27 protein-coding genes and 1 tRNA gene are annotated in these 25,431 nt (G+C 60.4%); 18 read left to right on the top strand and 10 right to left on the bottom strand.

What is annotated here, in order from left to right; genetic code table 11:
- Nucleotides 1-113: 113 nt before the first annotated feature.
- Nucleotides 114-1,211, top strand: coding sequence for a redox-regulated ATPase YchF (gene ychF, locus Q0844_RS13745; RefSeq protein WP_299045805.1), 1,098 nt, complete (start codon nucleotides 114-116; stop codon nucleotides 1,209-1,211).
- A gap of 6 nt (nucleotides 1,212-1,217) precedes the next feature.
- Here the strand turns inward: ychF and Q0844_RS13740 are convergent, their stop codons facing one another.
- Nucleotides 1,218-1,463 (bottom strand): hypothetical protein, encoded by a 246-nt coding sequence (locus Q0844_RS13740; RefSeq protein WP_299045803.1) that lies wholly within the window; start codon nucleotides 1,461-1,463, stop codon nucleotides 1,218-1,220.
- Nucleotides 1,464-1,561: 98 nt separating this feature from the next.
- On the opposite strand from Q0844_RS13740, the gene Q0844_RS13735 reads away from it, so the two are divergent.
- The 4 genes from Q0844_RS13735 to Q0844_RS13720 all read left to right on the top strand — a co-directional run bounded on the left by Q0844_RS13735 (nucleotide 1,562) and on the right by Q0844_RS13720 (nucleotide 4,480).
- Nucleotides 1,562-1,651, top strand: a tRNA-Ser gene (locus Q0844_RS13735).
- A gap of 130 nt (nucleotides 1,652-1,781) precedes the next feature.
- A complete protein-coding gene (locus Q0844_RS13730; protein WP_299045801.1) occupies nucleotides 1,782-1,928 on the top strand; it encodes a DUF6538 domain-containing protein in 147 nt (48 codons plus the stop codon).
- A 663-nt stretch (nucleotides 1,929-2,591) separates the two neighbouring features.
- Nucleotides 2,592-3,593 (top strand): TIM barrel protein, encoded by a 1,002-nt coding sequence (locus Q0844_RS13725; protein ID WP_366523007.1) that lies wholly within the window; start codon nucleotides 2,592-2,594, stop codon nucleotides 3,591-3,593.
- Nucleotides 3,590-4,480 (top strand): ribokinase, encoded by an 891-nt coding sequence (locus tag Q0844_RS13720; protein ID WP_299045796.1) that lies wholly within the window; start codon nucleotides 3,590-3,592, stop codon nucleotides 4,478-4,480. The genes Q0844_RS13725 and Q0844_RS13720 overlap by 4 nt, the downstream gene beginning before the upstream one ends.
- Here Q0844_RS13720 and Q0844_RS13715 read toward each other — a convergent pair.
- Complete coding sequence (locus tag Q0844_RS13715) at nucleotides 4,477-5,319, bottom strand: amidohydrolase family protein (RefSeq protein WP_299045794.1); 843 nt, start codon at nucleotides 5,317-5,319, stop codon at nucleotides 4,477-4,479. The genes Q0844_RS13720 and Q0844_RS13715 overlap by 4 nt on opposite strands.
- Nucleotides 5,316-6,338 carry an aldo/keto reductase gene (locus Q0844_RS13710; RefSeq protein ID WP_299045793.1) on the bottom strand — a complete coding sequence of 341 codons (1,023 nt, stop codon included), beginning with the start codon at nucleotides 6,336-6,338 and terminating at the stop codon, nucleotides 5,316-5,318. Before Q0844_RS13710 ends, Q0844_RS13715 begins: the two co-directional genes overlap by 4 nt.
- Nucleotides 6,339-6,441: 103 nt before the next feature.
- Between Q0844_RS13710 and Q0844_RS13705 the strand changes: the two genes are divergently transcribed.
- From Q0844_RS13705 to Q0844_RS13695, 3 genes are read left to right on the top strand one after another with little or no spacing between them, the layout of a single operon-like run.
- A complete protein-coding gene (locus Q0844_RS13705) occupies nucleotides 6,442-7,245 on the top strand; it encodes a BtpA/SgcQ family protein (protein WP_299045790.1) in 804 nt (267 codons plus the stop codon).
- Nucleotides 7,242-8,324 carry a M42 family metallopeptidase gene (locus Q0844_RS13700; RefSeq protein ID WP_299045788.1) on the top strand — a complete coding sequence of 361 codons (1,083 nt, stop codon included), beginning with the start codon at nucleotides 7,242-7,244 and terminating at the stop codon, nucleotides 8,322-8,324. The genes Q0844_RS13705 and Q0844_RS13700 overlap by 4 nt, the downstream gene beginning before the upstream one ends.
- Nucleotides 8,321-9,808, top strand: a complete 1,488-nt coding sequence (locus Q0844_RS13695; protein ID WP_299045787.1) for an FGGY-family carbohydrate kinase — start codon at nucleotides 8,321-8,323, stop codon at nucleotides 9,806-9,808. Before Q0844_RS13700 ends, Q0844_RS13695 begins: the two co-directional genes overlap by 4 nt.
- Nucleotides 9,809-9,810: 2 nt before the next feature.
- Here Q0844_RS13695 and Q0844_RS13690 read toward each other — a convergent pair whose 3' ends face one another.
- Genes Q0844_RS13690 through Q0844_RS13675 form a run of 4 tightly spaced genes read right to left on the bottom strand, consistent with a single transcriptional unit; the run spans nucleotide 9,811 to nucleotide 14,074 of the window.
- Nucleotides 9,811-10,740 (bottom strand): carbohydrate ABC transporter permease, encoded by a 930-nt coding sequence (locus Q0844_RS13690; RefSeq protein ID WP_299045786.1) that lies wholly within the window; start codon nucleotides 10,738-10,740, stop codon nucleotides 9,811-9,813.
- A complete protein-coding gene (locus tag Q0844_RS13685) occupies nucleotides 10,737-11,840 on the bottom strand; it encodes a sugar ABC transporter permease (protein ID WP_299045785.1) in 1,104 nt (367 codons plus the stop codon). The genes Q0844_RS13690 and Q0844_RS13685 overlap by 4 nt, the downstream gene beginning before the upstream one ends.
- Nucleotides 11,837-12,418, bottom strand: coding sequence for a methyltransferase domain-containing protein (locus tag Q0844_RS13680; RefSeq protein ID WP_299045784.1), 582 nt, complete (start codon nucleotides 12,416-12,418; stop codon nucleotides 11,837-11,839). Before Q0844_RS13680 ends, Q0844_RS13685 begins: the two co-directional genes overlap by 4 nt.
- Before the next feature lie 60 nt (nucleotides 12,419-12,478).
- Nucleotides 12,479-14,074, bottom strand: coding sequence for an extracellular solute-binding protein (locus tag Q0844_RS13675; RefSeq protein ID WP_299045783.1), 1,596 nt, complete (start codon nucleotides 14,072-14,074; stop codon nucleotides 12,479-12,481).
- Nucleotides 14,075-14,344: 270 nt separating this feature from the next.
- Between Q0844_RS13675 and ugpC the strand changes: the two genes are divergently transcribed.
- The 4 genes from ugpC (at nucleotide 14,345) to Q0844_RS13655 (ending at nucleotide 17,951) form a co-directional block, all read left to right on the top strand.
- Nucleotides 14,345-15,409 carry a sn-glycerol-3-phosphate ABC transporter ATP-binding protein UgpC gene (gene ugpC / locus Q0844_RS13670; RefSeq protein WP_299045781.1) on the top strand — a complete coding sequence of 355 codons (1,065 nt, stop codon included), beginning with the start codon at nucleotides 14,345-14,347 and terminating at the stop codon, nucleotides 15,407-15,409.
- 15 nt (nucleotides 15,410-15,424) lie between these two features.
- Complete coding sequence (locus Q0844_RS13665) at nucleotides 15,425-15,877, top strand: RbsD/FucU family protein (RefSeq protein WP_299045779.1); 453 nt, start codon at nucleotides 15,425-15,427, stop codon at nucleotides 15,875-15,877.
- A 7-nt stretch (nucleotides 15,878-15,884) separates the two neighbouring features.
- The gene (rbsK, locus tag Q0844_RS13660) at nucleotides 15,885-16,808 is read left to right on the top strand and encodes a ribokinase (protein WP_299045777.1); all 924 of its coding nucleotides are present in this window, start codon (nucleotides 15,885-15,887) and stop codon (nucleotides 16,806-16,808) included.
- Between the two features lie 645 nt (nucleotides 16,809-17,453).
- On the top strand, nucleotides 17,454-17,951 hold the full coding sequence (locus Q0844_RS13655) for a DNA starvation/stationary phase protection protein (RefSeq protein WP_299045774.1): 498 nt from the start codon (nucleotides 17,454-17,456) through the stop codon (nucleotides 17,949-17,951).
- 40 nt (nucleotides 17,952-17,991) lie between these two features.
- Here the strand turns inward: Q0844_RS13655 and Q0844_RS13650 are convergent, their stop codons facing one another.
- Nucleotides 17,992-18,807 (bottom strand): response regulator, encoded by an 816-nt coding sequence (locus tag Q0844_RS13650; RefSeq protein WP_299045772.1) that lies wholly within the window; start codon nucleotides 18,805-18,807, stop codon nucleotides 17,992-17,994.
- Between the two features lie 99 nt (nucleotides 18,808-18,906).
- Here Q0844_RS13650 and Q0844_RS13645 point away from each other — a divergent pair, with 99 nt between their 5' ends.
- The 3 genes from Q0844_RS13645 to Q0844_RS13635 are packed head-to-tail and all read left to right on the top strand — an operon-like array spanning nucleotide 18,907 to nucleotide 21,378.
- On the top strand, nucleotides 18,907-19,080 hold the full coding sequence (locus tag Q0844_RS13645) for a NepR family anti-sigma factor (protein WP_299045769.1): 174 nt from the start codon (nucleotides 18,907-18,909) through the stop codon (nucleotides 19,078-19,080).
- Nucleotides 19,070-19,618, top strand: a complete 549-nt coding sequence (locus Q0844_RS13640; protein WP_299045768.1) for an RNA polymerase sigma factor — start codon at nucleotides 19,070-19,072, stop codon at nucleotides 19,616-19,618. The genes Q0844_RS13645 and Q0844_RS13640 overlap by 11 nt, the downstream gene beginning before the upstream one ends.
- A 53-nt stretch (nucleotides 19,619-19,671) precedes the next feature.
- The gene (locus tag Q0844_RS13635; protein WP_299045766.1) at nucleotides 19,672-21,378 is read left to right on the top strand and encodes a sensor histidine kinase; all 1,707 of its coding nucleotides are present in this window, start codon (nucleotides 19,672-19,674) and stop codon (nucleotides 21,376-21,378) included.
- Here the strand turns inward: Q0844_RS13635 and Q0844_RS13630 are convergent.
- Nucleotides 21,357-22,106: a Crp/Fnr family transcriptional regulator gene (locus Q0844_RS13630; protein WP_299045764.1), complete on the bottom strand. Its 750-nt coding sequence runs from the start codon at nucleotides 22,104-22,106 to the stop codon at nucleotides 21,357-21,359. The two genes, Q0844_RS13635 and Q0844_RS13630, sit on opposite strands and share 22 nt — an antisense overlap.
- Before the next feature lie 66 nt (nucleotides 22,107-22,172).
- Between Q0844_RS13630 and Q0844_RS13625 the strand changes: the two genes are divergently transcribed.
- The gene (locus Q0844_RS13625) at nucleotides 22,173-22,544 is read left to right on the top strand and encodes a hypothetical protein (protein ID WP_299045763.1); all 372 of its coding nucleotides are present in this window, start codon (nucleotides 22,173-22,175) and stop codon (nucleotides 22,542-22,544) included.
- Nucleotides 22,545-22,597: 53 nt separating this feature from the next.
- Here the strand turns inward: Q0844_RS13625 and Q0844_RS13620 are convergent, their stop codons facing one another.
- Nucleotides 22,598-22,777: a hypothetical protein gene (locus Q0844_RS13620; RefSeq protein WP_299045762.1), complete on the bottom strand. Its 180-nt coding sequence runs from the start codon at nucleotides 22,775-22,777 to the stop codon at nucleotides 22,598-22,600.
- Nucleotides 22,778-22,978: 201 nt separating this feature from the next.
- On the opposite strand from Q0844_RS13620, the gene Q0844_RS13615 reads away from it, so the two are divergent.
- On the top strand, nucleotides 22,979-23,815 hold the full coding sequence (locus Q0844_RS13615; protein WP_299045761.1) for a formate/nitrite transporter family protein: 837 nt from the start codon (nucleotides 22,979-22,981) through the stop codon (nucleotides 23,813-23,815).
- Between the two features lie 320 nt (nucleotides 23,816-24,135).
- On the top strand, nucleotides 24,136-25,416 hold the full coding sequence (locus Q0844_RS13610) for an extracellular solute-binding protein (RefSeq protein WP_299046772.1): 1,281 nt from the start codon (nucleotides 24,136-24,138) through the stop codon (nucleotides 25,414-25,416).
- Nucleotides 25,417-25,431: the final 15 nt, after the last annotated feature.

The following is a 25,431-nucleotide window of genomic DNA, read 5'->3' as shown; positions in this document are numbered from 1 at the left end:
CTGTACTTTCAAATTCTTTCGAAAAACCGCGGTGAAGAAATCCCGACATGTCACCGGCTTGCACCTATTGGCGGTCCTGCTAGAAGCAGCGCAACCTTCGAAAGGACGAAACCATGGGTTTTAAAATGGGAATCGTGGGTTTGCCGAATGTGGGCAAATCGACCCTGTTCAACGCGTTGACCAAGACGGCCGCCGCGCAGGCCGCGAACTTTCCCTTCTGCACGATCGAGCCGAATGTGGGCGAGGTGGCGGTACCCGACGGGCGTCTGGACAAGTTGGCCGCCATTGCCGCATCCAGGCAGATCATTCCGACCCGCATGACCTTTGTCGACATCGCGGGCCTGGTCAAAGGGGCGTCACAGGGCGAAGGGTTGGGCAACCAGTTCCTGGCCAACATTCGGGAAGTGGACGCGATTGCCCATGTCCTGCGCTGTTTCGAAGATGGCGACGTCACCCATGTCGAGGGCCGCGTCGATCCTGTGGCCGATGCGGAAACCATCGACACCGAATTGATGCTGGCCGATATCGAAAGCCTGGAAAAGCGGCTGCAGAACATCGTCCGCAAGGTCCGCGGCGGCGACAAGGAGGCGGTTCAGCAGGAACGTCTGATGAAACAGGCGCTGGCGGTGCTGGAAGATGGCAACCCCGCCCGTGTTGTCGACGTTGATGCCGAAGATGCAAAGGCGTGGTCCATGTTGCAACTGCTGACAACCAAGCCGGTGCTGTATGTCTGCAATGTGGGCGAGGCGGAAGCCGCCGACGGCAATGCCCATTCGGCCAAGGTGGCCGAGATGGCGGCCGCTCAGGGGAACAGCCACGTGGTCATCTCGGCCCAGATCGAGGAAGAGATCAGCCAGCTAGAAGATGACGAGGCCCAGATGTTCCTCGAAGAGATGGGCCTGGCTGAGGCAGGGCTCGATCGGTTGATCCGCGCGGGTTATGAACTGTTGCACCTGGAAACCTATTTTACCGTCGGTCCCAAGGAAGCGCGGGCCTGGACGATCAAGACGGGGACATCGGCACCCAAGGCCGCCGGTGTGATCCACGGCGACTTTGAAAAAGGCTTCATTCGGGCCGAAACCATCGCCTATGAAGATTACGTTGCGTTGGGCGGCGAACAGCCCGCCAAGGACGCGGGCAAGATGCGGGCCGAAGGCAAGAGCTATGTCGTCAAGGATGGCGACGTCATGCACTTCCTGTTCAACACCTGATCGGCCCTACCGCCGGTCGTTGGCCCATTGGCGGTAGTCCGGGTTGTTCCTGGACAATGTCCGCGCCGAGGGTGACGCCGTTCCGCGCTCAATCTGGGCCACTGCGCGATCCGGCACCGGGGACCCGGCACCTTCGCCAACCTGATATCCGATGGGGCCGTCGCAAGCTGCCAGACCTGCACAGAGTGCTGTCGCAATGATGATCCTGAGGGTCACGGGATGTCCTTGTGTCTTGGCGGTGTCAGGCGCCATCTTCTCCGGCCTCAACATAGTGCATTGCGGCAGAAAGCGTAGAGGCTGCGTGCAATTGCGCTTGTATCCCGGACGATTGACCCGCTATACGCGTCGGCGGAGACGTGGCCGAGTGGTCGAAGGCGCTCCCCTGCTAAGGGAGTAGGCCCGGAAGGGTCTCGAGGGTTCGAATCCCTTCGTCTCCGCCATTTTCCTCAGTTCAGCTATCTCTTAACCACCTGATAGTAGGGCGGAATGCGGCGTTGTCGTGCCGACGGCGGTGTTCGGTCGGCTTGATTTGCTGCACATCTTGCTACACAAATGGGCGATTTCTCGGCCATGAGCATCGCCAAACGAGGCCGTCTTTACCACCTCCGCCGCCGCGTGCCGCGCCGGTATCGGCACATCGAGCCGCGCGAAACCGTGTGGATCAGCCTGCATACCGATTCCGAGACGGTCGCGCGCAGCAAGGTGGATCGCGCCTGATCCCAGATGATCGAAGCCTGGGAGTCGCGCTGCACGCTTGCCGCCGGAATCGACGGCCGCATCCGCCTCCAACCGCTCGAAAACCGGCGCGCGGGTCGGATCCTCAGTGACCACCGCCGCGACCTTCCAAAGTGCGACCTCGACGCACATTTCCTCCGAATAACGCGTTACGTTCTTCTTGTTTCCCCATGACCCAGGATCCTTGTTTCGGGGTCTCCGGCAAACAAAGGGCGGTTCGGTTTAGGCCGTGTCCCGACTGGTTGGCAGACGACGTTCGAAGAAAAATGACTTCTGCTTCATCGATGTGCCCGACGCACTTGCACAAGGTCCACAGGCCATGAGGTGAGCTAGAGCGGCGGGAAGCGGTCTTTCGCCGTGGGCGCGAGTGGGTAAGCACAGCTACGCCGGAGCAGACATTCGCAGCGTCGCCACCGGTGGCCGGTTTCAACGCGATCAGGGGTGGAACGGGATGCCCCGGAACCTCCGACGTGGCAGGAGCCAGCGCCCACGACGCACAGTTTTTTGCAACAAGCACCAGAGTTACCTGAACCGGCTTGCGCAGATATGGTTTTGCGTCTGCCCTTGTCACGCGCAGAGCGTAGCTTTCTTATAAGCGGGCCAATCGAGCGCGCGGGCGGCTGTCCGGGGTGCAATGAACGGGAGATGCTTGGAATGTCGGCAGGTCACAACAGAGCGCGCTACGCCGCACGTCTGAATGCGTTCAAGCGAGCCGTCCCGCCGGGGACGGATGCGAGTATCCGCGAGTTAATCGCCGCCGCCGGCAGGACGGGCGTTCTCGATGCCGCTGATTTGAACTTCCCGGACCATTTTGAAGGGCACACCGCAACAGCCGATGTCCGGATGATGCTTGATGACGCAGGCCTGACGCTGAACGGTCTGGCGATGCGATACTACACCAACCCCGGCTATGCGATCGGTGCCTTTACCAACCCCGATCCGGATGTCCGCCGCGCGGCGATCGATGAAACCAAGCGTGGTATCGACGTGGGGCGGGAACTCAACTCGAGGCTGATGACGCTCTGGATGGGGCAGGACGGCTTCGATTATGCATTTCAGGGCGACTATGCCCGGATGTGGGACGATACGGTCGCTGCGATGGCCGAAATTGCTGACCACGACCCCGATGTTGACATTGCAATTGAATACAAGCCGAACGAACCCCGTGCATTTGCGCTCATGCCCGATGTGGGTACGACGCTGCTTGCGCTGGGTGAAGTGGACCGTCCGAACATGGGTGTGACGCTCGACTTTGCGCATGTTCTTTATGCCGATGAGATGCCTGCGCACACAGCGCATCTGATCGGACGGCATTCCCGGCTTTTGGGGGTGCATTTGAACGACGGGTACGGAAAGCGTGACGATGGCGTAATGGCCGGGACTGTGCACGCGGTGGCAACCGTGGAATTGTTCGTCGAACTGGACCGGCTTGGCTACGACGGTGTAATCTATTTCGATACGTTTCCGGATCACTCCGGCCTCAACCCGATCAAGGAAGCACAAACGAATGTCGCGTTGGTCGAGCATCTCAGGACCGTCGCACAGCGACTGAAGCAAAATGCGTCACTCTCGGATGCGATCGCGCGACAGGATGCAACGGACAGTCAGCGCATCGTTGCGGCGGCGCTATATGGATTTGAAAAGTGACCGACGTATTTGTCGCCGGGTCGCTGCACTGGGATATCGTTGTCGATGCGCCACGGTTACCGGGTCTGGACGAGACCCTGATGGGCCACAGTGTGGCGTATCGCTTTGGCGGCAAGGGCGGTAATCAGGCGGTGGCAGCGGCACGCATGGGCGCATCCGTAGCCATGGCCGGTTTAGTCGGGCGCGACGATGCCGGGCGACGTTTGCGGGCGATGATGGATGCGTCCGGTGTGGATCACACTCAGGTTTTTGAGAGTGACCAGCCATCGGGAATGAGCGTCGCAATTGTTGATGAGAATGGGGAGTACGGTGCGGTGGTGGTCTCGGGGGCCAACATGAGGCTTGTCGCGGACAACATTGTTCTTCCGCCAAATCTGAAAGTGCTTCTTCTTCAGAACGAAGTGCCGGAAAGCGTCAATCTGGCCCTAGCCAAGCGCTCAAGGGATACCGCGCGGGTCATACTGAATGCGGCGCCTGCGCGCGCCCTGCCGGGCGACTTGTTGTCCTGCATTGATGTTCTTGTTGTCAATCGCGTCGAAGCGACCGCTTTGATCGGAGCAGAGGATGGACCACTTGATGCTGAAGCTGCGGCACGTGCGATCTGCGCCATGGGTCCGATGTCAGCTGTCGTGACACTTGGTGCTGAAGGGTTGGTGGTGGCGGATGCGTCCGGTGCTGAACGCCTGAGTGCGTTCAGCGTCGATACAGTGTCGTCACATGGAGCGGGCGACATGTTTTGCGGGGCGCTGGCGGCGGAAATCGCCAAAGGCGCGACCGTTCGCGAAGCCTGCCGGTTTGGCGCTGCTGCGGCTGCCCTTGCAGTATCGACGCCCTTTGCGGCGCGGGACAGCATCACCGAGCGCGCGGTGCGTCGCCTGATGGGCTAGCTTGCGTCGATCTGGTAGAATTCGGCAGCGGTGCCACCGAACACACAGACCTTTTCGTCGGCAGTCAGGGCGTCGGTCAGGATTTCCGCCGCCTCGAGCCAGCGATCATATTCGGCGCGCAAACGGACGACGGGCCAATCCGACCCCCACATGACGCGGTCTGGTCCGAAGGTTTCGAATATGTGAAAGGCGTAGGGTCTGAGGTCGTCCACCGTCCAGTTGTCACTGGCCTCGGTCACGAGACCGGAAAACTTGCAATACGCGCCCGTCTCGCGCGCGATCGCAGACATGCCGTCGGCCCAGTGTTGGAAACTGTCGGGGGAATGGCCCGCAATGTCCGGTTTCATGCAATGATCCAAGACACATCGCATGTCGCCGTATCGGGTGAGGATCGTCAGGAAATTGGCGAGGTGACGCGGAAAGCCGAGCGCGTCGAATGTCAGCCCCAGATCGCATACGGCGCGGAAACCGTTTTGCACATCATCGCGCAGCATCCAATCGTCGTCTGGGATATCCTGAATCATCGGGCGCACGCCTGAGAACTTCGGATGTTTGCCGAGACGTGCGAGGGTTTCGGCCACATCTGACGCTTCGAAGTCCACCCAGCCGACGACGGCGCCGACTGTCTCTGTCGCGTCAGCAAGGCCCAGCATGTATTCCGTCTCGTTGACTGTTGCAGCTGCCTGAACAAGTATGCTGCGGCTGATCCCTGCCGTGGCCAGTTGCGGTGCGAGGTCGGTCGGCACGTATGGGCGTGACAGCGTTGCATCGTCCTTGGGCATCCAGTCGTAGTCACCGCGCGCGGGCTGCCAGAAGTGCTGGTGGGCGTCGATCTTCATGCCGGCGCATCATCTCGCAATAGTCCGTTCGCCTTGAGGTCTGACCAGAAGGCATCCGGAATTGTCGCGTCGGCGGCGCGGATGTTCGACTGCATTTCGTCGAGTCCCTGTCCGCCCGGAATGACCGAAACGACTGCGGGATGGCGAAGCGGAAATTGGAACGCGGCGTCCACCAGGCGCACGCCGTGGCGGTTGCAGACGGCTTCGATCCGGGCGACGCGATCAAGGATGTTCTGAGGCGCCGGGTCGTAGTTGTAAAATGCGCCCTTGCGCGCACCCGTCGCCAGAATGCCCGAGTTGTACGGCCCGCCAATTACGATCCCGATGTCCCGCTCAACGCACAGCGGCAGGAAGCTCGCCAATGCCTCCTGTTCAAGAAGCGTGTATCGACCCGCGAGCAGGAAGATGTCGAAATCGCCGCGTTCGGTCAGCCATTGGCACGGCTGCCATTCATTCACGCCCGCGCCGAAAGCGGAAATCGTCCCCTCTTCGCGCAGTTTGAGCAGTGCCTTGTAGCCGCCTTCCATCAACTCGTTCAACTTGGTGTCGAGCACCGCTTGGCTTCCGTGATTGAAGACATCGAGATCATGCGCAAAGAGAATGTCGATGCGGTCGACCCCGAGCCGCTCAAGCGAATACTCGACCGAACGAAGTGTTGCGTCGTAGCCGTAGTCGTAGACCTCGTTCCGCGCAGGCACATCGAACCACTTACCATGTCCATCGCGCGTCTCTTCGGTCGCGGCTTTGAGCAGGCGTCCGATTTTGGTTGATAGCACGTACTCGTCACGCTGCTTGCCTCGCAGGAAGCGGTTGAGGCGAGTCTCGGCAAGGCCGAGGCCGTAGAGCGGTGCGGTATCGAAGTAGCGCACGCCGGCGTCCCAGGCCGCATCGAAGACTGCGTCGGCGGCTTCGTCGCTGATCGCGCGGTAGAGGTTGCCAAGCGGAGCCGTTCCGAGGCCCAGTTCCGTGAAGGTCAGGCCGCCCGAACCGTGCCTGTCCCAGCGTCGCGTGCGTTGCATTCTTGATCCCTCCGTCGTCGATTGAGCCTAGGGCAGTTTCGCCTTGGGAGACAAGGATTTCCCCGCTAGGCTTTGACGAACAGCTCAGGGGGGAGGTTCAGCCATGACCAATTTCGGACGCGTCTTTGGCACGCCGAAACCGGTGATCGCCATGGTCCATCTCGGTGCGCTGCCGGGTGCGCCTCTGTTCGACGCGGATGCGGGGCTGGACGGCATTATCGAGGCGGCTCGGGCCGACCTGGCAGCACTTCAGGCGGCAGGTGTCGATGCGGTGATGTTCGGTAATGAGAATGACCGGCCCTATGAATTCGACGTGGACCGCGCGTCGCTCGCGACCATGGCCTTTGTCATCGGCAAGCTGCGGGATGAGATCACGGTCCCGTTTGGCGTCAACGTTCTCTGGGACCCGACCTCGACCATCGCGCTCGCCGCTGCAACCGGCGCAGCCTTTTGCCGAGAGATTTTCACAGGTACGTACGCGTCGGACATGGGGCCGTGGACGCCAGATGCGGGCGCGGCCATGCGCTACCGCGCGCGTCTCGGCCGATCCGACTGCCTCATGCTTTACAATGTTTCCGCCGAGTTCGCAGACAGCGTGGACAAACGATCACTCGCCGACCGGGCGCGCAGCGCCGTGTTTTCGTCGATCCCGGACGCCGTTCTCGTCTCGGGCGCGATCACAGGCGAGGCAGCGCGGATGGAAGATCTCGAAGCGGTGAAAGCTGTGCTGCCGGATACGCCCGTTCTCGCCAACACGGGCGTAAAGCACGAAACGGTCGCGGACGTCTTTGCGATTGCCGATGGCTGCATCGTCGGGTCGTCACTCAAAGTGGACGGAAATACCTGGAAGGCCGTGGACCCAGAGCGTGCGACGGATTTCATGGACCGCGCGAGGGCAGCGCGATGAGGGATCTTCTGGAACGACTACTTGCGGTCCCGGGGCTGTCTGGGCACGAAGACCGCATTCGCCGCGTGATCGCCGCTGAACTGGAGGACATCGGCTGCACGCACGAGACGGATCGGCTGGGAAATCTCTGGACAACGTTCAGGGGCGACGGCCCGTCGGTCATGCTGTTCACGCACATGGACCAACTGGGGTTCGTGGTGCGCAAGATCGATGCCGACGGGTTTCTCCGCCTGTCTCGGCTTGGCGGCGTCCCCGAGCGCGCGCTGGCCAGCCAGGAGGTTGAAGTTTCGACAAGGCACGGCGATCTGCCCGGAATCATTGCCAACAAGAGCCACCATGCGACGACGCCGGATGAGAAATACACGGTCATTCCCGTGGGGGATCTCTATGTTGATTGTGGGTTCGAGAGCGCTGCCGAAGCAGAGGCGGCGGGCATTCGTATCGGATCCCCAGTCGTTTACGCGCCGGGGAGCCGTGCACTGGGTGAAAATCGGATCACGGCGCCCGCATTAGACGACCGTGCGGGCTGCGCGGTGTTGATCGAGGTGGCGCGGGCGCTGACCGAACGCGCCGGCGGCCCAACGGTACATCTGGCGTTCACGACCCAGGAGGAGTTCAATTTGAGGGGGGCGTTGCCATTGGCGGAGCGGCTCAAGCCGGACATGGCAATCCAGATCGACTTGATGCTGGCAACGGATACGCCTGATATGGGCGATGCCGGGGAGATGCGGCTCGGCGGCGGGCCGGGGATTTCTCTCTATTCGTTTCATGGACGCGGGACACTCAATGGCGTCATCCCGCATCCGGCGATGGTGCGGCTGTTCGAGGAGGCGGCGGACGCTGCGGGTATCCCCCTTCAAAGGAGCGCACAGACGGGTGTGTTGACCGATCTGTCATATGTCCAACTTGTCGGCGGCGGCGTGGCGGCGATCGATGTCGGTTTCCCGTTGCGGTACTCACATGCGTCGCGCGAAATTGTGGATTTCCGCGATCTCGATGCGCTCCGCGATCTGCTGGTCGCCGCGCTGTGTCGCGTTGGGCCGGATTTCGACCTGAGCCGGGATGGTGCCGTGGCATGACTTACACGCTCGGCGTCGATATCGGCACCTATTCGTCCAAGGGCGTGATCGTCGACGAGGCGGGCGCGATCCTGGCTGAGGCGCGACGCCCCCATGAAATGCTGGTGCCGCGCCCCGGCTGGGCAGAGCATCGCCCGGAAGAGGACTGGTGGGGCGATTTCGTGCACATAACGCGCGCTTTGTTGGATCAGTCCCGCGTTTCGTCGGACGATATCGCGGCTGTCGCCGTCAGCGCCATTGGCCCTTGTATGCTCCCGGTGGATTCCTCTGGCGATCCGCTGATGAACGGGGTACTTTACGGCGTTGATACGCGGGCGAGTACTGAAATCGATGATCTGAACGCGCGAATTGGCCAGGATGTGATCCTGGATCGGTGCGGCAACGCTTTGACGTCTCAATCGGTCGGGCCGAAAATCCTGTGGCTCAAGCGGAACCGCCCGGAGATTTTCGAGAAGACGGAGAAGGTTCTGACGTCGACGTCTTTCATCGTGCATCGCTTGACGGGTGAGTTTGTCATCGATCACTACACGGCGGCCGGTTTCTCGCCGCTTTACGACGTCGCGCAGTGCGATTGGACGGACGCATTGGCGGATGACATCGTGTCGCTCGATGCGCTGCCACGGCTGCTGTGGTCTACGGAAATCGCGGGCAACATCACTGCAAGCGCTGCGAAAACAACCGGTTTGGCCGAAGGCACGCCTGTTACGACCGGAACGATTGACGCAGCTGCCGAAGCCGTCAGCGTCGGAGTGCGTGCGGCCGGAGACATGATGCTGATGATGGGATCCACGATCTTCATCATTCAGGTCACAGAGCAGCGTGTTCGCGACCCGAGGCTCTGGTACGCTCCATGGCTCACCCCGGGGAGCCATGCCTCGATGGCAGGTGCGGCCACGTCGGGGACGCTGACGCATTGGTTCCGGGATCGATTTGCGCAAGAGCTGCCCGCCGCGACGGCCTTTGCGACGCTGGCGGAGGAGGCCGAGGCCACGCCGCGCGGCGCCAACGGGCTGCTGTTTCTGCCGTATTTCTCGGGCGAACGGACACCAATCCACGATCCCCTCGCCAAAGGCGCGCTGTTCGGGATGAACCTGACGCATGGACGAGGCGATGTGTATCGCGCGGTTCTCGAAGGGATCGCAATGGGTACGGCGCATGTCATCGATACGTTTCGCGACGTCGGCGCCGCGCCCACCCGCGTACTGGCCGTTGGCGGTGGGACGCAGAACACCGTTTGGCTGCAGGCGACATCGGACCTCAGCGGTTTGACGCAGATCGTCAGCGACAAGACCATCGGGGCGTCCTACGGGGACGCCTTCCTCGCCGCGCAGGCAGTGGGACTTGTCGCCCCAGACGATATCGCGGCATGGAACCCAGCGAGCCGCGGCATCGCTCCGGAGAAACACGATGCTTACGCAAGGCAATATCCACTGTTTCTGAAACTCTATGAGCAAACAAAGGAGATCGCCCACGCGCTAGGGTGAGATTACTTCACCGCGCCCGCGGCCATACCCTTGATGATGAAACGTTCCAGCAAAACACCGATGACGATCAGCGGCAGGATCGCCATGAACGACAGGGCGGCCATCGACCACCACGAAATGCCTTGCGAGCCGGTTTGACTGGCGACCATGACGGGCAGCGTGTTGGCATGTGTCGACGTCAGGAGCGCAGCGAAGAAGTATTCGTTCCACGTCAACACGAGGCTCAGAATAAACGCCGCCACCATACCCGGTAATGCGATGGGCATCACGATGGTCAGGAACGCGCCCCAGACAGACAAACCATCGACCAGTGCGGCCTCTTCCAATTCCGCCGGGATCGAGCCGAACTGGTCCCGCATGATCCAGATAACGATCGGCAGGACGGTCAGCGTGTAGAGCAGGATAAGCCCGATCCGCGTGTCAAGCAGCGCGACTTCCTTGTAAAGCACGAGAAACGGCAGGGCGAGGACGACCGGCGGCAGGATGAGCTGGCTGAGAAAGAAGAACAGGATGTCGCCGTTCCTCATGAAGCCGAACTTGTAACTGAACCGGCTGAGGCCATAGGCCGCCATACTGCCAAGGATCAGTGCCAGAAGGGACGAGCAGACGGCGACGATGGTCGAATTCCAGAATCGTTTCAGGAACTCCTCTCGCACGGTCGACTCGTTGCCGATCGTCTCGGGCGAGAGGCCAAGGGAGCGAAAACCGAGCCATTTCGGGTCATAGTCGACCCAAGGGACGAGGTTGCCCTTCATGACGTCCGGGGCGGCCTTGAAGCTGGTGGTAATGGTCCAGTAGATCGGGAAAAGGCAAATGATCGCCCAGAGGATCAGAATGCCGTAGATCAAAACTCGGCTGGTCCACCATCCGGCGCGGAAGCCCTTGTCCGCATCGCTGTCGTGGAAAATCTGGGTGTTGGTCGCGTCGGTCAATATCTTGGCCTCATCCAGCGGTCGGCGAGTTTCATGACGATGGTCATCGCGATCACGATGATGACGAGGTAGACGATGGCCAGAAGCGTTCCGTAGCCCACGTTGGACCGGTCGCGGTACTCGCGGAAGATGAATGACGTCACACTATCGGTCGCGCCGCCGGGTCCGCCCGAAGTCACGTTGATGATGATGTCCGCCAGCTTCAGCTTGAAGATGATGCGGATCAGGATCGCGGTGATTGATACCGGCAGCATCAAGGGAAACGTCACTTCCCAGAATCGGCGCCAGGGCGATGCCCCGTCTACCTCTGCGGCTTCGTGCAGTTCGCGCGGAATAGCCTGCAGCCCGGCGAGGATCATGATCATCATGAAGGGGATGAACGTCCAGGCGTCCATCGCCATGATCCAGAACCGTGCCACTTCGGGTGATCCGAAGAACGAAGGGCTGTCCCAGCCAAGGTCACGCAGAAGACGCGAAACAGGGCCAAAGCGGATCTCAAGCATTGATTTGCCGATCATCCAGCTTACTGCGACGGGGCTGAGCATCAGCGGAAGCAGGAACGCGACGCGAAAGAACTTGCGCCCCCGGATCTGCGCGTTCAGCAGCAGCGCGAGTCCGAAAGCGATGGCGTATTCGACGATGATCGCCAGGCAGTACCAGACCATATTTGTCATAGCGTTCCAGTAGAACGGATCCCCCCACATTTGCCGCACGTTGTCGAAGCCGTTGAACGTGCGTCCGTCCGGGCTTGAGAGGTTCCAGTCTGAAAACGCGATGCCAAGCGCAAAGATAAGCGGGAAAACAACCATCGAAACGACAAAGATCGCAGCGGGCACAACAAATAGGCGCCGCTTGCCCTGTTCGCCGTGGATCAGAACCTGCGCCCAGCAAAAGGCGACGATCCATGTGCAATAGGCGTAAAGCGTGGGGCGCCAGTTGGTAAGGCCGAGGTCGAGGGTGCCGTACTGGTCAAGGGTTTGCAGAACAGCGACGACAAGCGTCAGCGCCCCGGTCGCCCAGGCTATCCCGCGCCCGAACCGCCGCCGCGTGTCGGAGATGTCGTCGCGGGTAACAACGTGAAGATACTCGCCCTCACTCATGCATTTGGCCGTGGAAGACAGGCGGGCGTTGTACGGCTCATTGAACCAGAGGCCGCAATCATCACCGCGTCGCACGACCGACCCGCTGCCTCCGCCATGTGCCGAACCGCCGCCTTCACGTACCAACAGTGTCGCCAGCGGATCCGGACAAACCATTGGCACCAGTGACGGCGGCTGATGAACAGCAAGAGCCGCCCGCGAGGAGCGATCAGACATGCAGGATTGGATATTGCAGATTGCGGATCATCGAGATGCTCGATGTCGTGCGCGCAACGAACCGTCAAACAGGCGGCGTCGCTTGGTATGTCGCTGAACGAGGCCTGAACGGTGCAAACATGTCCAGCGCCCGCCGTTTCAGGTGTACGCGCTGCAACGTCCGGCATTGTCGGGGTGGAATCGACGAATGCGAGGCTCTTTGCTGGGCCATAAACAGCGCAGTACGCGTCGGCGCGATCGCCGCTGTCTGTGCCGATATCGACGAGAGCGCTTTCGACCGACGGCACCACCAAACGCTCCGTTGTCGCCTGCCACCATGTGGCCGCGTCATCGTATTGCGAGACGGTGTCGAAATGCGCCATGTCGGAAATCCGGTATCAAGTCGGTTGCAGTGGCGCCACACTTGCCGCCACCGCTGTTTTTTAGATCCCCAGAGACGCTTTATAGAGCGCGATCTGGCTGTCGCGGCCGATCTGGTCGGTGATTTCCTCCCAGGCCGCGGCGATGGCGTCTGCCGTCTCCTGCGCGGAGCCGTATTGGCCCGCGAAGCCCTTGGCCAGTTCGTCCTCGGCGACCGAGTAATATTGGAAAATGCCCGGAATACGCGGTTCGATGGCGGCATTCGGATGGTTGTAGCTGTCCGCGTTGGAACCGAGATAGTCTTCGACATAGGCGCGGTCATAGCCCGCCGCTTCCCACTCCTCGAACTGGAAGTGCGAGTTCCGGTAGGGCTGGAAACCCGACGGGTAGGCTGAGGTCCAGAGCGACAGGTCCTTGCCGCCGAGGTGGGCCGCTGCCGACCATGCCGCCTTGCGCTTCTTCTCGTCACCCGAGACGCGGTTGGTGACGTAGATGCCCCAGCCGATATAGGCCATCTGCGGCGCTTCATTCATCTCCTCTTCCCATGCGTCTGCCGCTGCGTTGTAGCGTCGCTCGGAGGCCGGGTTGATGCCGAAGCCGACAACGTCGCCGACGACCGAAGTATCGGAGGTCCGCGCCGACGATCCCACGTCGCCCCACCACATCAGCATAGAGCCGGTGCCTGCAAGAAACTGTTGGAACGCCGTTGTTCCGGGGTCCGCGTTGATCTGGTCCGTCGGATAAGCGTCGGCCGCGATCAGGTCGAGCACGTCCTGGATCGCCTGCACGAAGCCCGGGTTGTTGACGCGCGGCTTCATGGTGTCGGGATCGAAAAGCCAGGCCGGATCGTCAGGATGCTTGGCGTATGCAGCGGCACGGTTGAGGATAAAGTACATCCCGAAGCCGCCCCAGCCCTTGAGCGGGTCGAGGTAGCCGTGCGCCGGGAGACCGGTCAGCGGGTCTTCCTTGCCGACAAGATCCTTGGTCACCTGATTGATCTGCTGCCACGTGCGCGGCACCTCGGCCCCGCCGATGCCACCATCGCCGAAGTAGTCGGTCCGGTATGCAAAGGTGTGGCAGTCGCCATCGATTGTGATCCGGTAGGTCTTGCCATCCCAGGTTCCGACGGGCTCCTTCAGATAATCGACGAGGTCATCAGCCTCGATCTGCTCTTTGACCCAACCGGGCATTTCATCAAGCAAGCCCTTGCCCGCCGTGTCGCCTTCAAATGGTGCGCCCATCTCGACGATGTCGAAGTCGACGGTGCCGGTGGCAATTGCCTGCTGGAGACGTGGGTTGTAGTCAGCCTGCGCGAGGTCGATCCAGTTAATCTTGGCTCCGGTGTAGGCCTCCCAGGGCTTCAGAAATCCGCGAAACAGGAAATTGTGCAGGTTCTGGTTGTTGAGGCCCATGAAGGTCAGCTCGACACCTTCGAACTCGCCTTCCTCAACGCGTTCTTTTGTCGGCCCCAGTGTCAACGCGCCGACCTTCTGCCAGTCGGCGTCTGTGGGCGATCCCTGTCCCACGCCGGGAATGGCCAAAAGCTCAGCCCTCAGGTTGGCATGACCGTCGGCCAGTACAGCCTTGGGCACCGCACCGCCAACGGCCGCAACGGCGCCTACGCTCGCTGCGCCCTTCAGCATTTGGCGGCGACTCATCTTGTGGCGCGCCATAAGCGCTTTGTAATGTTCAACTTTCACTGAAATATCTCCTCCCAAATGACGACGTTCTGTCGACGATACACAGTTGGAACAGACTTCGGCTGGGAACAGCTTTTATTTCTTTTCCCCAACGCGCGGCCCCAACCGACACCCCAAACTGTTTCAGTCAGACCCCTGTTCTGTCAACGATCTTGGAGAGATAGCGCCCTGCGACGTGGACAGGTCGGCATCGCTCGGCTAGCGTCGCGAGCGTAGGGGAGGTGCCGTATGGCGAACGTGACGATCAGGACTTTGAGGAAGTCCTACGGTGAGTTGGAGGTTATCCACGGGCTGGACATCGACATCGCCGACGGTGAGTTCGTGGTGCTGGTCGGACCCTCGGGATGCGGAAAGTCAACGCTCCTGCGGATGATTGCCGGACTGGAAGACATCACGTCCGGTGAGATCAGGATTGCAGACAAACTGGTCAACAACCTGCCACCCGCTGAGCGCGACATCGCAATGGTGTTTCAGAACTATGCGCTTTATCCACACAAGACGGTCGCTGCAAACATGGCCTTCGCTCTGCGCATGCGGAGGATGCCCAAGGCCGAGGTGAAAGAGCGCGTCGAAAAGGCGGCAGAGGTGCTTGGGCTGACGCCATATCTGGACCGGTATCCACGCGCGCTGTCTGGCGGCCAGCGGCAGCGGGTCGCGATGGGCCGCGCGATTGTGCGCGATCCTCAGGTTTTCTTGTTTGACGAACCGTTGTCCAACCTTGATGCAAAACTCCGCGTTCAAATGCGTGCCGAGATCCGGGAGTTGCATCAGCGGCTATCGACGACGACTGTCTATGTCACACATGATCAGATTGAAGCGATGACGATGGCGGACAAGATCGTTGTTTTGCGCGATGGCCATGTCGCCCAGATCGGCACACCGCTTGAACTCTATGACAAGCCCGCGAACGCATTCGTCGCCGAGTTCATCGGTTCGCCATCCATGAATCTGCTGGACGCGACGCTGCAGCATCGCGACGGTGAAATCTGGGCCGAAGTCGACGGCGCGCGCTTCCCGATTGGCGGCGGGCGCGATGCGGGGGACGGGCGTCCGGTGAAGCTGGGCATAAGGCCGGAGAACCTCTTGCCGGACAATGACGGGTTGCCCGCTGAAGTCGCCGTTGTCGAGCAAACCGGCTCGGAAACCCACATCATCCTGCGCGCGAACGGCTCCGAATTGACAACCGTGTTGCGTGACAGGCGCGAGTTCAAACCGGGGCAGCAAATCTACCTGAGGCCGGAGAGCGGCGCCGTGCATCTCTTTGACCCCTCAAATGGCGCACGGATTGATTGAGGAGGGACAGCGACGATGCTCAAAGGACTCGACAATAGGCTGAATGCGGAGGTGCTCTTCGCACTCAGGGCGATGGGGCACGGAGACGTCCTTGTCGTTGCTGACACTAACTTCCCCTCCGATCAGGTCGCCCGGTCCACGGTGTTGGGCGAGTTGCTGCGCATGGACAACCTGACAGCTGCCGAAGCCGCGGAAGCTATCTTGAGCGTGATGCCACTCGATACATTTGTCGACGACTTTGCGGGCCGAATGGAGATTGTCGATAACCCGGACGAGATTCCGCCGGTGCAGGCCGAGGTTCAGGAGGTAATAGACACCGCCGAAGGACGCGAACGTCCCATGGTCAGCATCGAGCGTTTCGATTTTTACGACCTTGCCCGCGAGGCCTATGCGGTCATCCAAACGGGTGAACGCCGTTTCTACGGCTGCTTCATGTTCCGCAAGGGCGTCATTCCCCCGGAGGAGTAATAGGAGCATGGTGCCAAAAATTGTGATCCTCGGGGTCTTCGTTGCTGACACGGCGTATCGGGCCAAACGACAGCCAGCGATGGGTGAGACGGTGCTGGGCGAAAGTTTCGCGCTCGGCCCCGGCGGTAAGGGCTCCAATCAGGCCGTGGCCGCAGCGAAGGCTGGCGGGGATGTGCATTTCATCACGCGATTGGGCGACGATCCGTTCGCACAAATGGCCCGCGACACCTGGAACGCAGCAGGCGTCACGCCCGCAGTGAGAGTTGATTCAGAGAGCTATACCGGTGCGGCCTACATCTTCATCGACGACGCAACAGGTGACAACGCGATCATCATCTCGCCGGGTGCCGCAGGTCGTATCTCCGTGGAAGACGTGGACGCGCAGGCGGAGTTGATCCAGGGTGCCGACGTGTTTGTCACACAACTGGAACAGCCGATGGCGGCCGCAAAGCGCGCACTTGAGATCGCAAAGTCCGGCGGAGTGAAGACGGTTCTCAATCCGGCGCCCGCAGCAGTGCTGACTGACGAGATATTGGCGCTTTGCGACTATGTCACGCCAAATGAGTCCGAAGCCGAAGGGATCACCGGGGTGCCCGTCAAGACACCCGACGACGCGGCACGAGCGGCAGATGCGTTGATGTCACGGGGCGTTGGCGCCGCAATCATCACGCTTGGTGCGCAAGGAGTTTTTTACAAGGACCGCGACACGGCCCTTCACGTTCCCGCCATCACGGCAGGCGACGTCGTCGAGACGACGGGCGCCGGGGATGCCTTCAACGGCGCCTTTGCCGTTGCCCTTGCCGAAGGTATGACACCTGAAAATGCGCTGCGTTTCGGCTGCGCGACCGCAGGGATTTCGGTAACCCGGCTGGGAACTGCACCGTCGATGCCCGCCCGTGCCGAGATTGATGCGCTTCTAGCGGCAAATTGACGGGCGATACTGTGGCTGCCTGCAAGTTGGCAGCTGCGGCGTCGCCCAGATCATTTGCCTTTTTGTTCGAGGATTCCAATCATACGCAAGCGTATGTTGAATTAAACTTTTTGAACCAAGCGATCCGAAGGATGGTTCGCGTGTGCAGTCACCGGTTTCCGCGTTTCATACGACCTGCTGTCCTGAGAAACCTTCGATTTGAGGGTGCCATTCTGAACAGATCCGGAGGATCGTGCCAACTGGTTGCAGCTTGCTACGCGTCGAGGACAGGGACGCGGTGGTGCGCAAACACGCGCGTTCTCTTTTCGTCCGCAGCGTTTCTGACTCATGCACACGCCGTGTATGCAAACGCCGGTTTTGTTCCGATGGAACACCCTCAAGGCTTCCGCGCTGAGTGGCGCGATAAGGTCTATGTCATGGAGCGCTTGATGTCTTGAATAGCGTCGCAAATCGACTGATGGCTTAGGTTTCAGAATTTGTCTGCGCCATCCACGCCTACGCGATCATCGTATGGAAATTGGCCTCAACCGGGCGCCGTCGCGGCACTTGTTACCCTCAAAATCCGTTCGCACGTTGCACGGTTGCGGGAACCCTGAAGCGTCTCGTTTGTTGGTTTGATAACGCAACCAATTGACGGAGAGTATCATGGCAGACGCATTGCAAGTTGTTCCATCGGCAGATGATGTATCGACAGGCGTTCAAAACACCGAAGCGATCGCAACCGGTTTGGCGGATGTTCTGTCCGACACCTATTGCCTCGTGTTCAAGACGCATGCCTACCACTGGAATGTCGAGGGGGCATTGTTCTATTCGGTCCACAATCTGACCGAAGAACAGTACGGAAACATGTTTGAAGCGGCGGATGAACTGGCCGAGCGTATCCGCGCCTTGGGCGAACTCGCGCCGCACGCGCTCAAGGACGTCCTGGGCCGGTCGCAAGTGGAAGACGCAAGCGGCGCCCTGTCTACCGCAGAGATGGTGGAGGACCTTGCCGGGGATCACGAACGCCTCGCCCACCGTTTGCATGCACTGGCTGAACTGGCGGGCGACAATCGTGACATCGTGACCGAAGACCTTGCGACAGCACGATCTGCCTTTCACGAACAGGCGGCGTGGATGTTGCGCGCGATTTCGAAGTCATGACTTAGGGCCCCGCCATGCAAACACATGGCGGGGCGCTGGTTTATGCGTTGAGCGTTTCGGTGGACGAAAAGAACATGGCCTGGCTGACCGCCGATTTCACCTGAGCTTCGGTATAAGGTTTCGAAATCAGAAAGGCGGGCTCGGGGCCCGTGCCTGTCAGCAACCGCTCGGGGAAGGCGGTGATGAAGATGACGGGACGGTCACCGCTGCGGGCCAGAATATCGTTCACCGCATCGATGCCGCTGGAATTGTCGGCCAGCTGAATGTCCGACAGGATCAGGTCGGCGTTTTCTTCCTCCGCCAGCTGCACGGCCCGCTCGCGGGTACGCGCAACGCCGGTGACGCGGTGGCCCATGTCGGTGACAATGGATTCCAGGTCCATGGAAATGATCGCTTCGTCTTCGATGATCATGACGCGGCCCGACACGTGGTGGCTCATTTCGGTATAGGCGATGTCGATCAATTCCTGTGCCTCGTCGGACGGGATGTCCATGACGGCGCCCACTTCCGACGCTGAAAATTCCTCGACCGTGTGCAGCAGCAAAGCTTCGCGCGTGTTTGGCGTGAGTTTGGCGAGGTGACCGCGCGCACGGCGCGTAATGTCGGCCTCGTCCGCGTCATCGCCAAAAACCGCGCCGGACGTCGTCCAGATCGCGTGAAATCTGCGAAACAGCGCGACCTTTGCGTTGGATTCCGATTGATACTGTCCTGGTTCCGCGAGGATCGCTTCGAGCGTCGCGATTGCATATGTGTCGCCGCTGGATTGGCTGCCTGTCAAAGCGCGTGCATAGCGCCGGAGAAAGGGAAGGTTCGCGCCAATCGCGTTGGCCACGTGCTCCCTTGCATCGTCGTTCATTTCTTTTGCCTTATTTCGACCTATTGTTGGAACTATACGCGCGGTGGTGCGTATTGGTTCCATCGAAGTTAAGAAATAGCGGACAAGAAACCAAAAACTATGGCCAGGCAGACCCGTAAAGCAGATGTTGCCGCACAGATCGACGCGAACCTGAAACGGGCGTTCGACGATCTGGCGAGCGAACCGATCCCGGACCGGTTCACCGACCTTCTGAACCAATTGCGCACCGGCGGTGGCGCAACAGGTGACAAAGGGGCGGCGGATGAAAAATGACCCACGCGAAGAACTCGTCGAGCATCTGGGGGCTCTGCGTGCGTTCGCGCTCAGCCTGTGTCGCAACGGTGCGACGGCGGATGATCTGGTCCAGGAGGCCGTGATCAAGGCGTGGACGAAAATCGACACGTTCGAGCCCGGCTCGAACATGCGTGCGTGGCTGTTTACGATCCTGCGCAACACCTACTATTCGCTGCACCGCAAACGCAAACGCGAGGTCGAGGACGCTGACGGCGTGTATGCCGAAACGCTGGCCCAGAAACCCGATCACGACGGGCGGCTTGCGATGCGCGACTTTAATGTGGCCTTTGACCAACTGACCGACGAACAGCGCGAGGCGCTTGTTCTGGTGGGCGCGGGCGGCTTTTCCTACGAAGAAGCGGCAGAAACCTGCGGCGTGGCCGTCGGCACAATCAAGAGCCGCGTCAATCGCGGACGCGCACGGCTGGCCGAACTGATGTCGGTCGATGAAACGGATGCCATCGAACTTACAGACAGTGTGACGGCCGGGATCGTTGCGAACCAAAGCGCGGCTTAGGCTTGCGCCGGGACTTGTCGACACGAGGGCTTTTTGTCCGGTTGGCGGGTTTGATGAGCCTTGCCCTGTTCCCATTGGGCGCCATCGCGCTGTGGCAGACCAATCAGGTTGTCGACACGACCGTTCAATTGTCGAACCGGATTATCCTGTCGGAAACCGAACGGGCGGCGGCAAGCGAACGGCGGCTGCTGGAACGGGGACGCGGCGCGACGGAAGGGTTGGCGGCCTTGATCGGCCCGGTCGTCGGTAATGCCGCGCAGTGTTCACAGGCGATGGAGCGATTCATCCGCACCCAGGACCTTTTTGTCTTTGCCGGGTTCATCGACGCGACGGGGCAGATGGATTGCGCGTCAAACGGCGTGTCGGCGGACTTTTCCGAAACGGACAGCTTTGCCCGCGCGATGGAACGGCGCCAGCCGATGTTCGAGGTCAACCTGTCCGGCGCTGCAACGGGCAAATCCGTGGTCATTGTCAGCCAACCGGTCGACGTGGACGGCACATTTGCCGGGTTCATCTCCCTGTCGGCCCCGCACGATCTGACAGATGTCAGCGAACTTGAAACAGCGCGCAGCCTTGGCATGGAATATGTGACCCTCAATCGCGCGGGCCGCATCCTGTCATCCACAAACGGGATGGACACCGCAGGACACCTGTTGCCCACCAATGTCAGACCCGAAGACTTCGTGGACCGGCAGGGCGACACCTTTTCCGCCCGCGCCATCGACGGGCGCGAGAGACTGTTTGCGGTCGCATCGATTATCCCCGACGAAGTTGCGGTTGTCGGATCTTGGCCGACAGGGCGCGTCGCACGGGGCGGTGGTGCAGTGTCGGTGTGGTTGCCGCTGCTATTTCCAATCCTGATGTGGTTCGCGGGCATCGCCGTTGCGTTTCTGGGTCTTCACCGATTGGTCATTCGCCACATCTATCACCTGCGTGGGGCCATGCGTCGCTTTGCGCTGGGCGAACGGGACGCGCCCCGGTTGACGCTGAATAACCCGCCGGCAGAGTTCGAAGTGCTGGAGACGTCGTTCAACCGCATGGTGCTGGCATTGATGCATGCCGAAGCGCAGGCCGAAAAGGATCTTGATGAAAAGACAATTCTGCTGCGCGAGATCCACCACAGGGTAAAGAACAACCTGCAACTGATCGCCTCGATCATGAACATGCACGCACGCGCAGCGACCGCGCCCGAGGCACGCGCCGTGTTGGCGCAGTTGCAGTTGCGGGTCCGCGGGCTGGCCACCGTGCATCAGACGCTGAATGCCACGTCGCATGACCCCAGCATTGATGCGCAGATCATGCTGGAACGGCTGGTCAAGGAAATGGCGCCGCTGACGGAGACGCAAAAACGGGAAATCCACGTCACGACGAACATTCTGTCAGTGCAGCTTGGGCAAGATCAGGCGGTCACGCTGGCGATGCTGGCAGCCGAAACCTTGACCAACGCGGTCAAGTATATCGGCGGCCCGTCCGACACGACGCGTCGCCTGGATGTGACATTCACAAGGGTGGATGACACCACCTTGCGTTTCTGCGTGGTGAATTCAATTGGCGCGCATCAAAGCCCGGGCGTGACCGGTGCGGGCAGTGGCGGCGGGGTCGGGTCGCGCCTCATCCGTGCCTTCGTGGCGCAATTGAATGGCAAGGACGAGCGGGAAGAAACCGACACGCATTACCGCTTTGCGGTCACCTTTCCCCTGGCGCCGGTCACTGGCGCGACCGACCCCGCGCTGGCCCGTCAGATCAGGGGCCGCGGCTGAACACGTTCGGGATCAATCCCCGACAGCTTGGTCAACTCCGGCTCGTCCATCACCCACAAGACGCCATGAGACCATGACGCGACACCGCGCGCGCGCAGTTTCGCCAAGGTCTTGTTCGTATGGACCAGGGACAGACCCAATGCATCGGCCAGGTCCTGCTGCCGGAAGGGCAGGGGGCAGGTATCGTCCTTCGTCAGGTCCAGCACGCGGGCCCGGCAAAAGAAGCGGTGCAAGCTCCATGCGATCTTGTCCACAGCACCGCGCTGTCCGACGGTGGTCAACGCCTCGCCCAGAAAGTGTTCCTCCACGGCGGCAATGTGGGTCAGCGCAAAGGCGCGGTCGGGCTGGTTCTGAAACAGTTCGAACACCCGGTTGCGGTTGAAGACGCACAGACGCATCGGTGTGGACGCTTCGACCGAATGGCACATTTCATCCATCACACCGGCCTGCAGGCCAATGAAGTCACCCGGCATCACGAAACTGATCACCTGGCGGCTGCCATCTTCAAGTGTCTTGTAACGTATGCCCATGCCCGACAGGACAGTAAAAAGCTGAGCAGATCGCGCGCCTTCAATGAACAACTCGGTGCCTGCATCGGCAACCATCTCGCCCGTCTTGAAACGCTGCATGAACGACACTTCATCGGGTTTGAACGAGGTAAAGCAGTCTTGCCCACGCAGCGGACACTTGTCGCAGTCGATGACGGAAACATTGTCTTGGTATGTCACAGTTTATTGCTCCGTTCTGTGTGCAGATGGGACAACGGCGGCCAGCCAGAATGGGAACGCCACATCATGACCCTCCAAAATCTGACCGACGGGGCATCTGGCCTTGTCGTCAGCAGAAATTTTGTCGAAGCCGAAGACATTGCTGATGCCCTTCGGCGGTCCGGATTTGCCAACGTCCAACATTGCCGCAACGTGCGTGCCGCGCTGGATGCACTGGCAGAACCGAACGCCGCGCTCGCCGTCGCGTTCCTGTCCTTCGACGGTAATGACGACCAGGTCGAAGTGCTTTTGGCGCTTTTGCACAAGGCGGAGGCACACACCGTTCTGATCGGTGACGATCCCACCTTGGCTGAGAACCTGGGTACCGCATTCCTGCGACGCCCGTTTTCGAACAGGGATCTGGATCGATGCATTGAACGTGTGAGGCCGGTCCCCTGAACGCAGCGTGTCAGCCGCCCCGGTTGTCACATCCGGCTGATGTTGGATTGTCTTCAGCCTTGTGGTTCGATCATCTGGGCATCGTCTTCGCTCAGGGCCGCATCGCTGTCGACGCTGGAATAGATGTTGGCGACGAACAGGGCACCCGCGACAAGAACAACCGCGGCGATGCCGGCCAGAACAAACCAGTGTTTGCGTTTCTGTGTCTCGATATTCGTGTCAGGCGCCGACATGTTTCGGTCTCCTTGTATGTCATTTGCTACACGACAAACGCGGTGTTTCCCCGGAAGTTCCCTATTTTTTGAACCCTTATGGGCCGGGGCCGTTGCCCGCATCGCCATGATCCCGCCCCGTGCGTCGCATCCGACCCGCCGGAACCAAGTTGCGCGGCTGACGTTGTCCAATGACATACGAGCAATTTGCAGAGGGTCTGCATGACACATCCTTCCACCTCACCATTGGTCGAAGAAAAGCGCGAAGACACTGCCGTGAACCAGGCAACCGGGCTGTCGCCGCGCCTGATCTTCGAGACGATCCGCAGGCACGGGGAGGAGGAACTGGACCGCCCGACCGGAACATTGTTCTGGTCCGGCATCGCGGCGGGCATCTTGATCAGCTTCTCGGTTCTGGGCGAGGCATATCTGCGCACCTACCTGCCCGATACGGACTGGCGGTTCATTGTCGAAAACATGGGGTATTCGCTGGGGTTTCTGCTGGTCATCCTGGGCCGCATGCAGCTGTTCACCGAAAACACGATCACAACGGTTGTGCCCGCCGTCATTGATCCGTGCCGTCAGGTCCTGTCCAAGGTCGCCATGCTGTGGAGTGTGGTGCTGTTGTCCAACATCATCGGCGCGTTCCTGATCGCCACCTTTCTCGTCTACACCCCGGTCCTGTCCCCGGATGTCATGGCCACCGTGACGGATCTCAGCAAGCATGCGACAGGCTTTGCACCGCTCGAGGGGCTGGTGCGCGGCATCCCTGCGGGCGTTCTGATCGCGTCGATTGTGTGGATGCTGCCGTCCGCGCAGAACAACGAGGTGCTGTTGATCGTCATCTTCACATGGTTGATCGCGCTGGGCGACTTTACCCACATCATTGCCGGGTCGGTCGAAATGGCGATCCTGGCCGTACAGGGCATGATTGGCGCAGGGCAGGCCATTTTCGGGTTTTTCCTGCCTGTACTTGTCGGCAACATCCTTGGCGGCACGGCTGTGTTCACCATGATGACCTATGCGCAGATCCGTCCGGAAATCGACGAACGCAAGTAAGGTGCCAATCGGGGGGCGACGCACATCCCGATGCGTTGCCGAATGGGCCGAGGTGGGGCCCATCTGCGACTCACCCCGGACACTGATGTCCGATCCGCCGCGGCAATCGCAGTCAGCGCATCGAATTTTCTGGTGCGGATTCGCCGTTGCAAATCATGAACTTGACCGCGAACCGCCCCAAAATGATGAACGCACCTCAGAAATGCGTTGACATGATGTACGTCCCTCAAATAGCGTTTTCGCATGGCTGCCAAACCTGCGCGGCCACTAGGGAGGATCATATGGAAAAAGTGACTTCAGCCGCCATTGGCGCGGCCCTGATGACGTCTGTCAGTGTGCCAACCATGGCCATGGCAGAGGATTTGACGCTGTGCTGGGCGGCCTGGGATCCCGCCAACGCCTTGGTCGAACTCAGCAAGGAATTTGAGGCCCAGTCGGGCCACACAATGAATTTCGAATTTATCCCATGGCCCAATTTTGCCGACCGGATGCTGAACGAACTGAACTCGGGCGGCAAGCTCTGCGACCTGCTGATCGGCGACAGCCAGTGGATCGGCGGCGGGGCCGAAAACGGCCATTACGTCAAGCTGAATGACTTCTTCGACGCCGAAGGCATCAGCATGGACGACTTCGCGCCCGCGACCGTCTATGCCTATTCCACATGGCCCAAGGGCACCCCGAACTACTACGCGCTGCCCGCGATGGGCGATGCCAACGGTTGGTTCTATCGCGCCGACTGGTTCGCCGACCCTGACATCCAGGCGGCGTTCAAGGCAGCAACAGGCCGCGATCTGGGCGAGCCGCAAAGCCAAAAGGAACTGCTGGAAATCGCCCAGTTCTTCCAGGGCCGCGAAATTGATGGCAAGACGGTCTACGGCGCATCGATCTTCACCGAACGCGGATCCGAAGGGATCACGATGGGCGTGACATCGGCGCTCTATCCATGGGGTTTCAAATACGAAAACACCCCCGGCTCCTACGATATGGAAGGGGCGGTGAACTCTCCGGAAGCGGTCGAAGCGCTCGAATTCTACAAGGAATTCTACAAGACCGCGACACCGCCGGGCTACACCAACTCCTACATGGGTGAATCACTCGACGCGTTCAAATCCGGTCAGGTCGCCATGGCGATGAACTGGTTCGCCTTCTTCCCGGGCCTCTATGCCGACCCGAACACGGGCGGGGACAAGATCGACTTCTTCGTGAATCCACCGCAGAACCAGGCCGGTTCGACATTGGGCGGGCAAGGCATCAGCGTGGTCGCCTATTCCGACAAGCAGGACGCGGCGCTTGAATACATCAAATGGTTCGCCGATCCGGCCGTGCAGGCCAAGTGGTGGGAACTGGGCGGTTATTCGGCCCATAACTCGGTCCTGAACGACCCGGGCTTCAAGGACAGCGCACCGTTTGCCGGTGACTTCCTCGAGGCGATGGGCGCGGTTCAGGACTTCTGGCAGGAACCGGCCTATGCCGAACTGCTGCTGGCCATGCAGAAACGCATCCACGACTACGTGGTGGCCGATCAGGGCACGGCACAAGAAGCCCTCGACAAGCTGATCGAGGATTGGACCGAAGTGTTCGAAGACGAAGGCAAGCTCTAAACCACCAGCGGTGCG

The sequence above is a fragment of the uncultured Tateyamaria sp. genome, from assembly GCF_947503465.1.
Classification (GTDB): domain Bacteria; phylum Pseudomonadota; class Alphaproteobacteria; order Rhodobacterales; family Rhodobacteraceae; genus Tateyamaria.
Note: the sequence above shows the minus strand (reverse complement) of the source record. Positions and strands in the feature narration are given on the sequence as shown.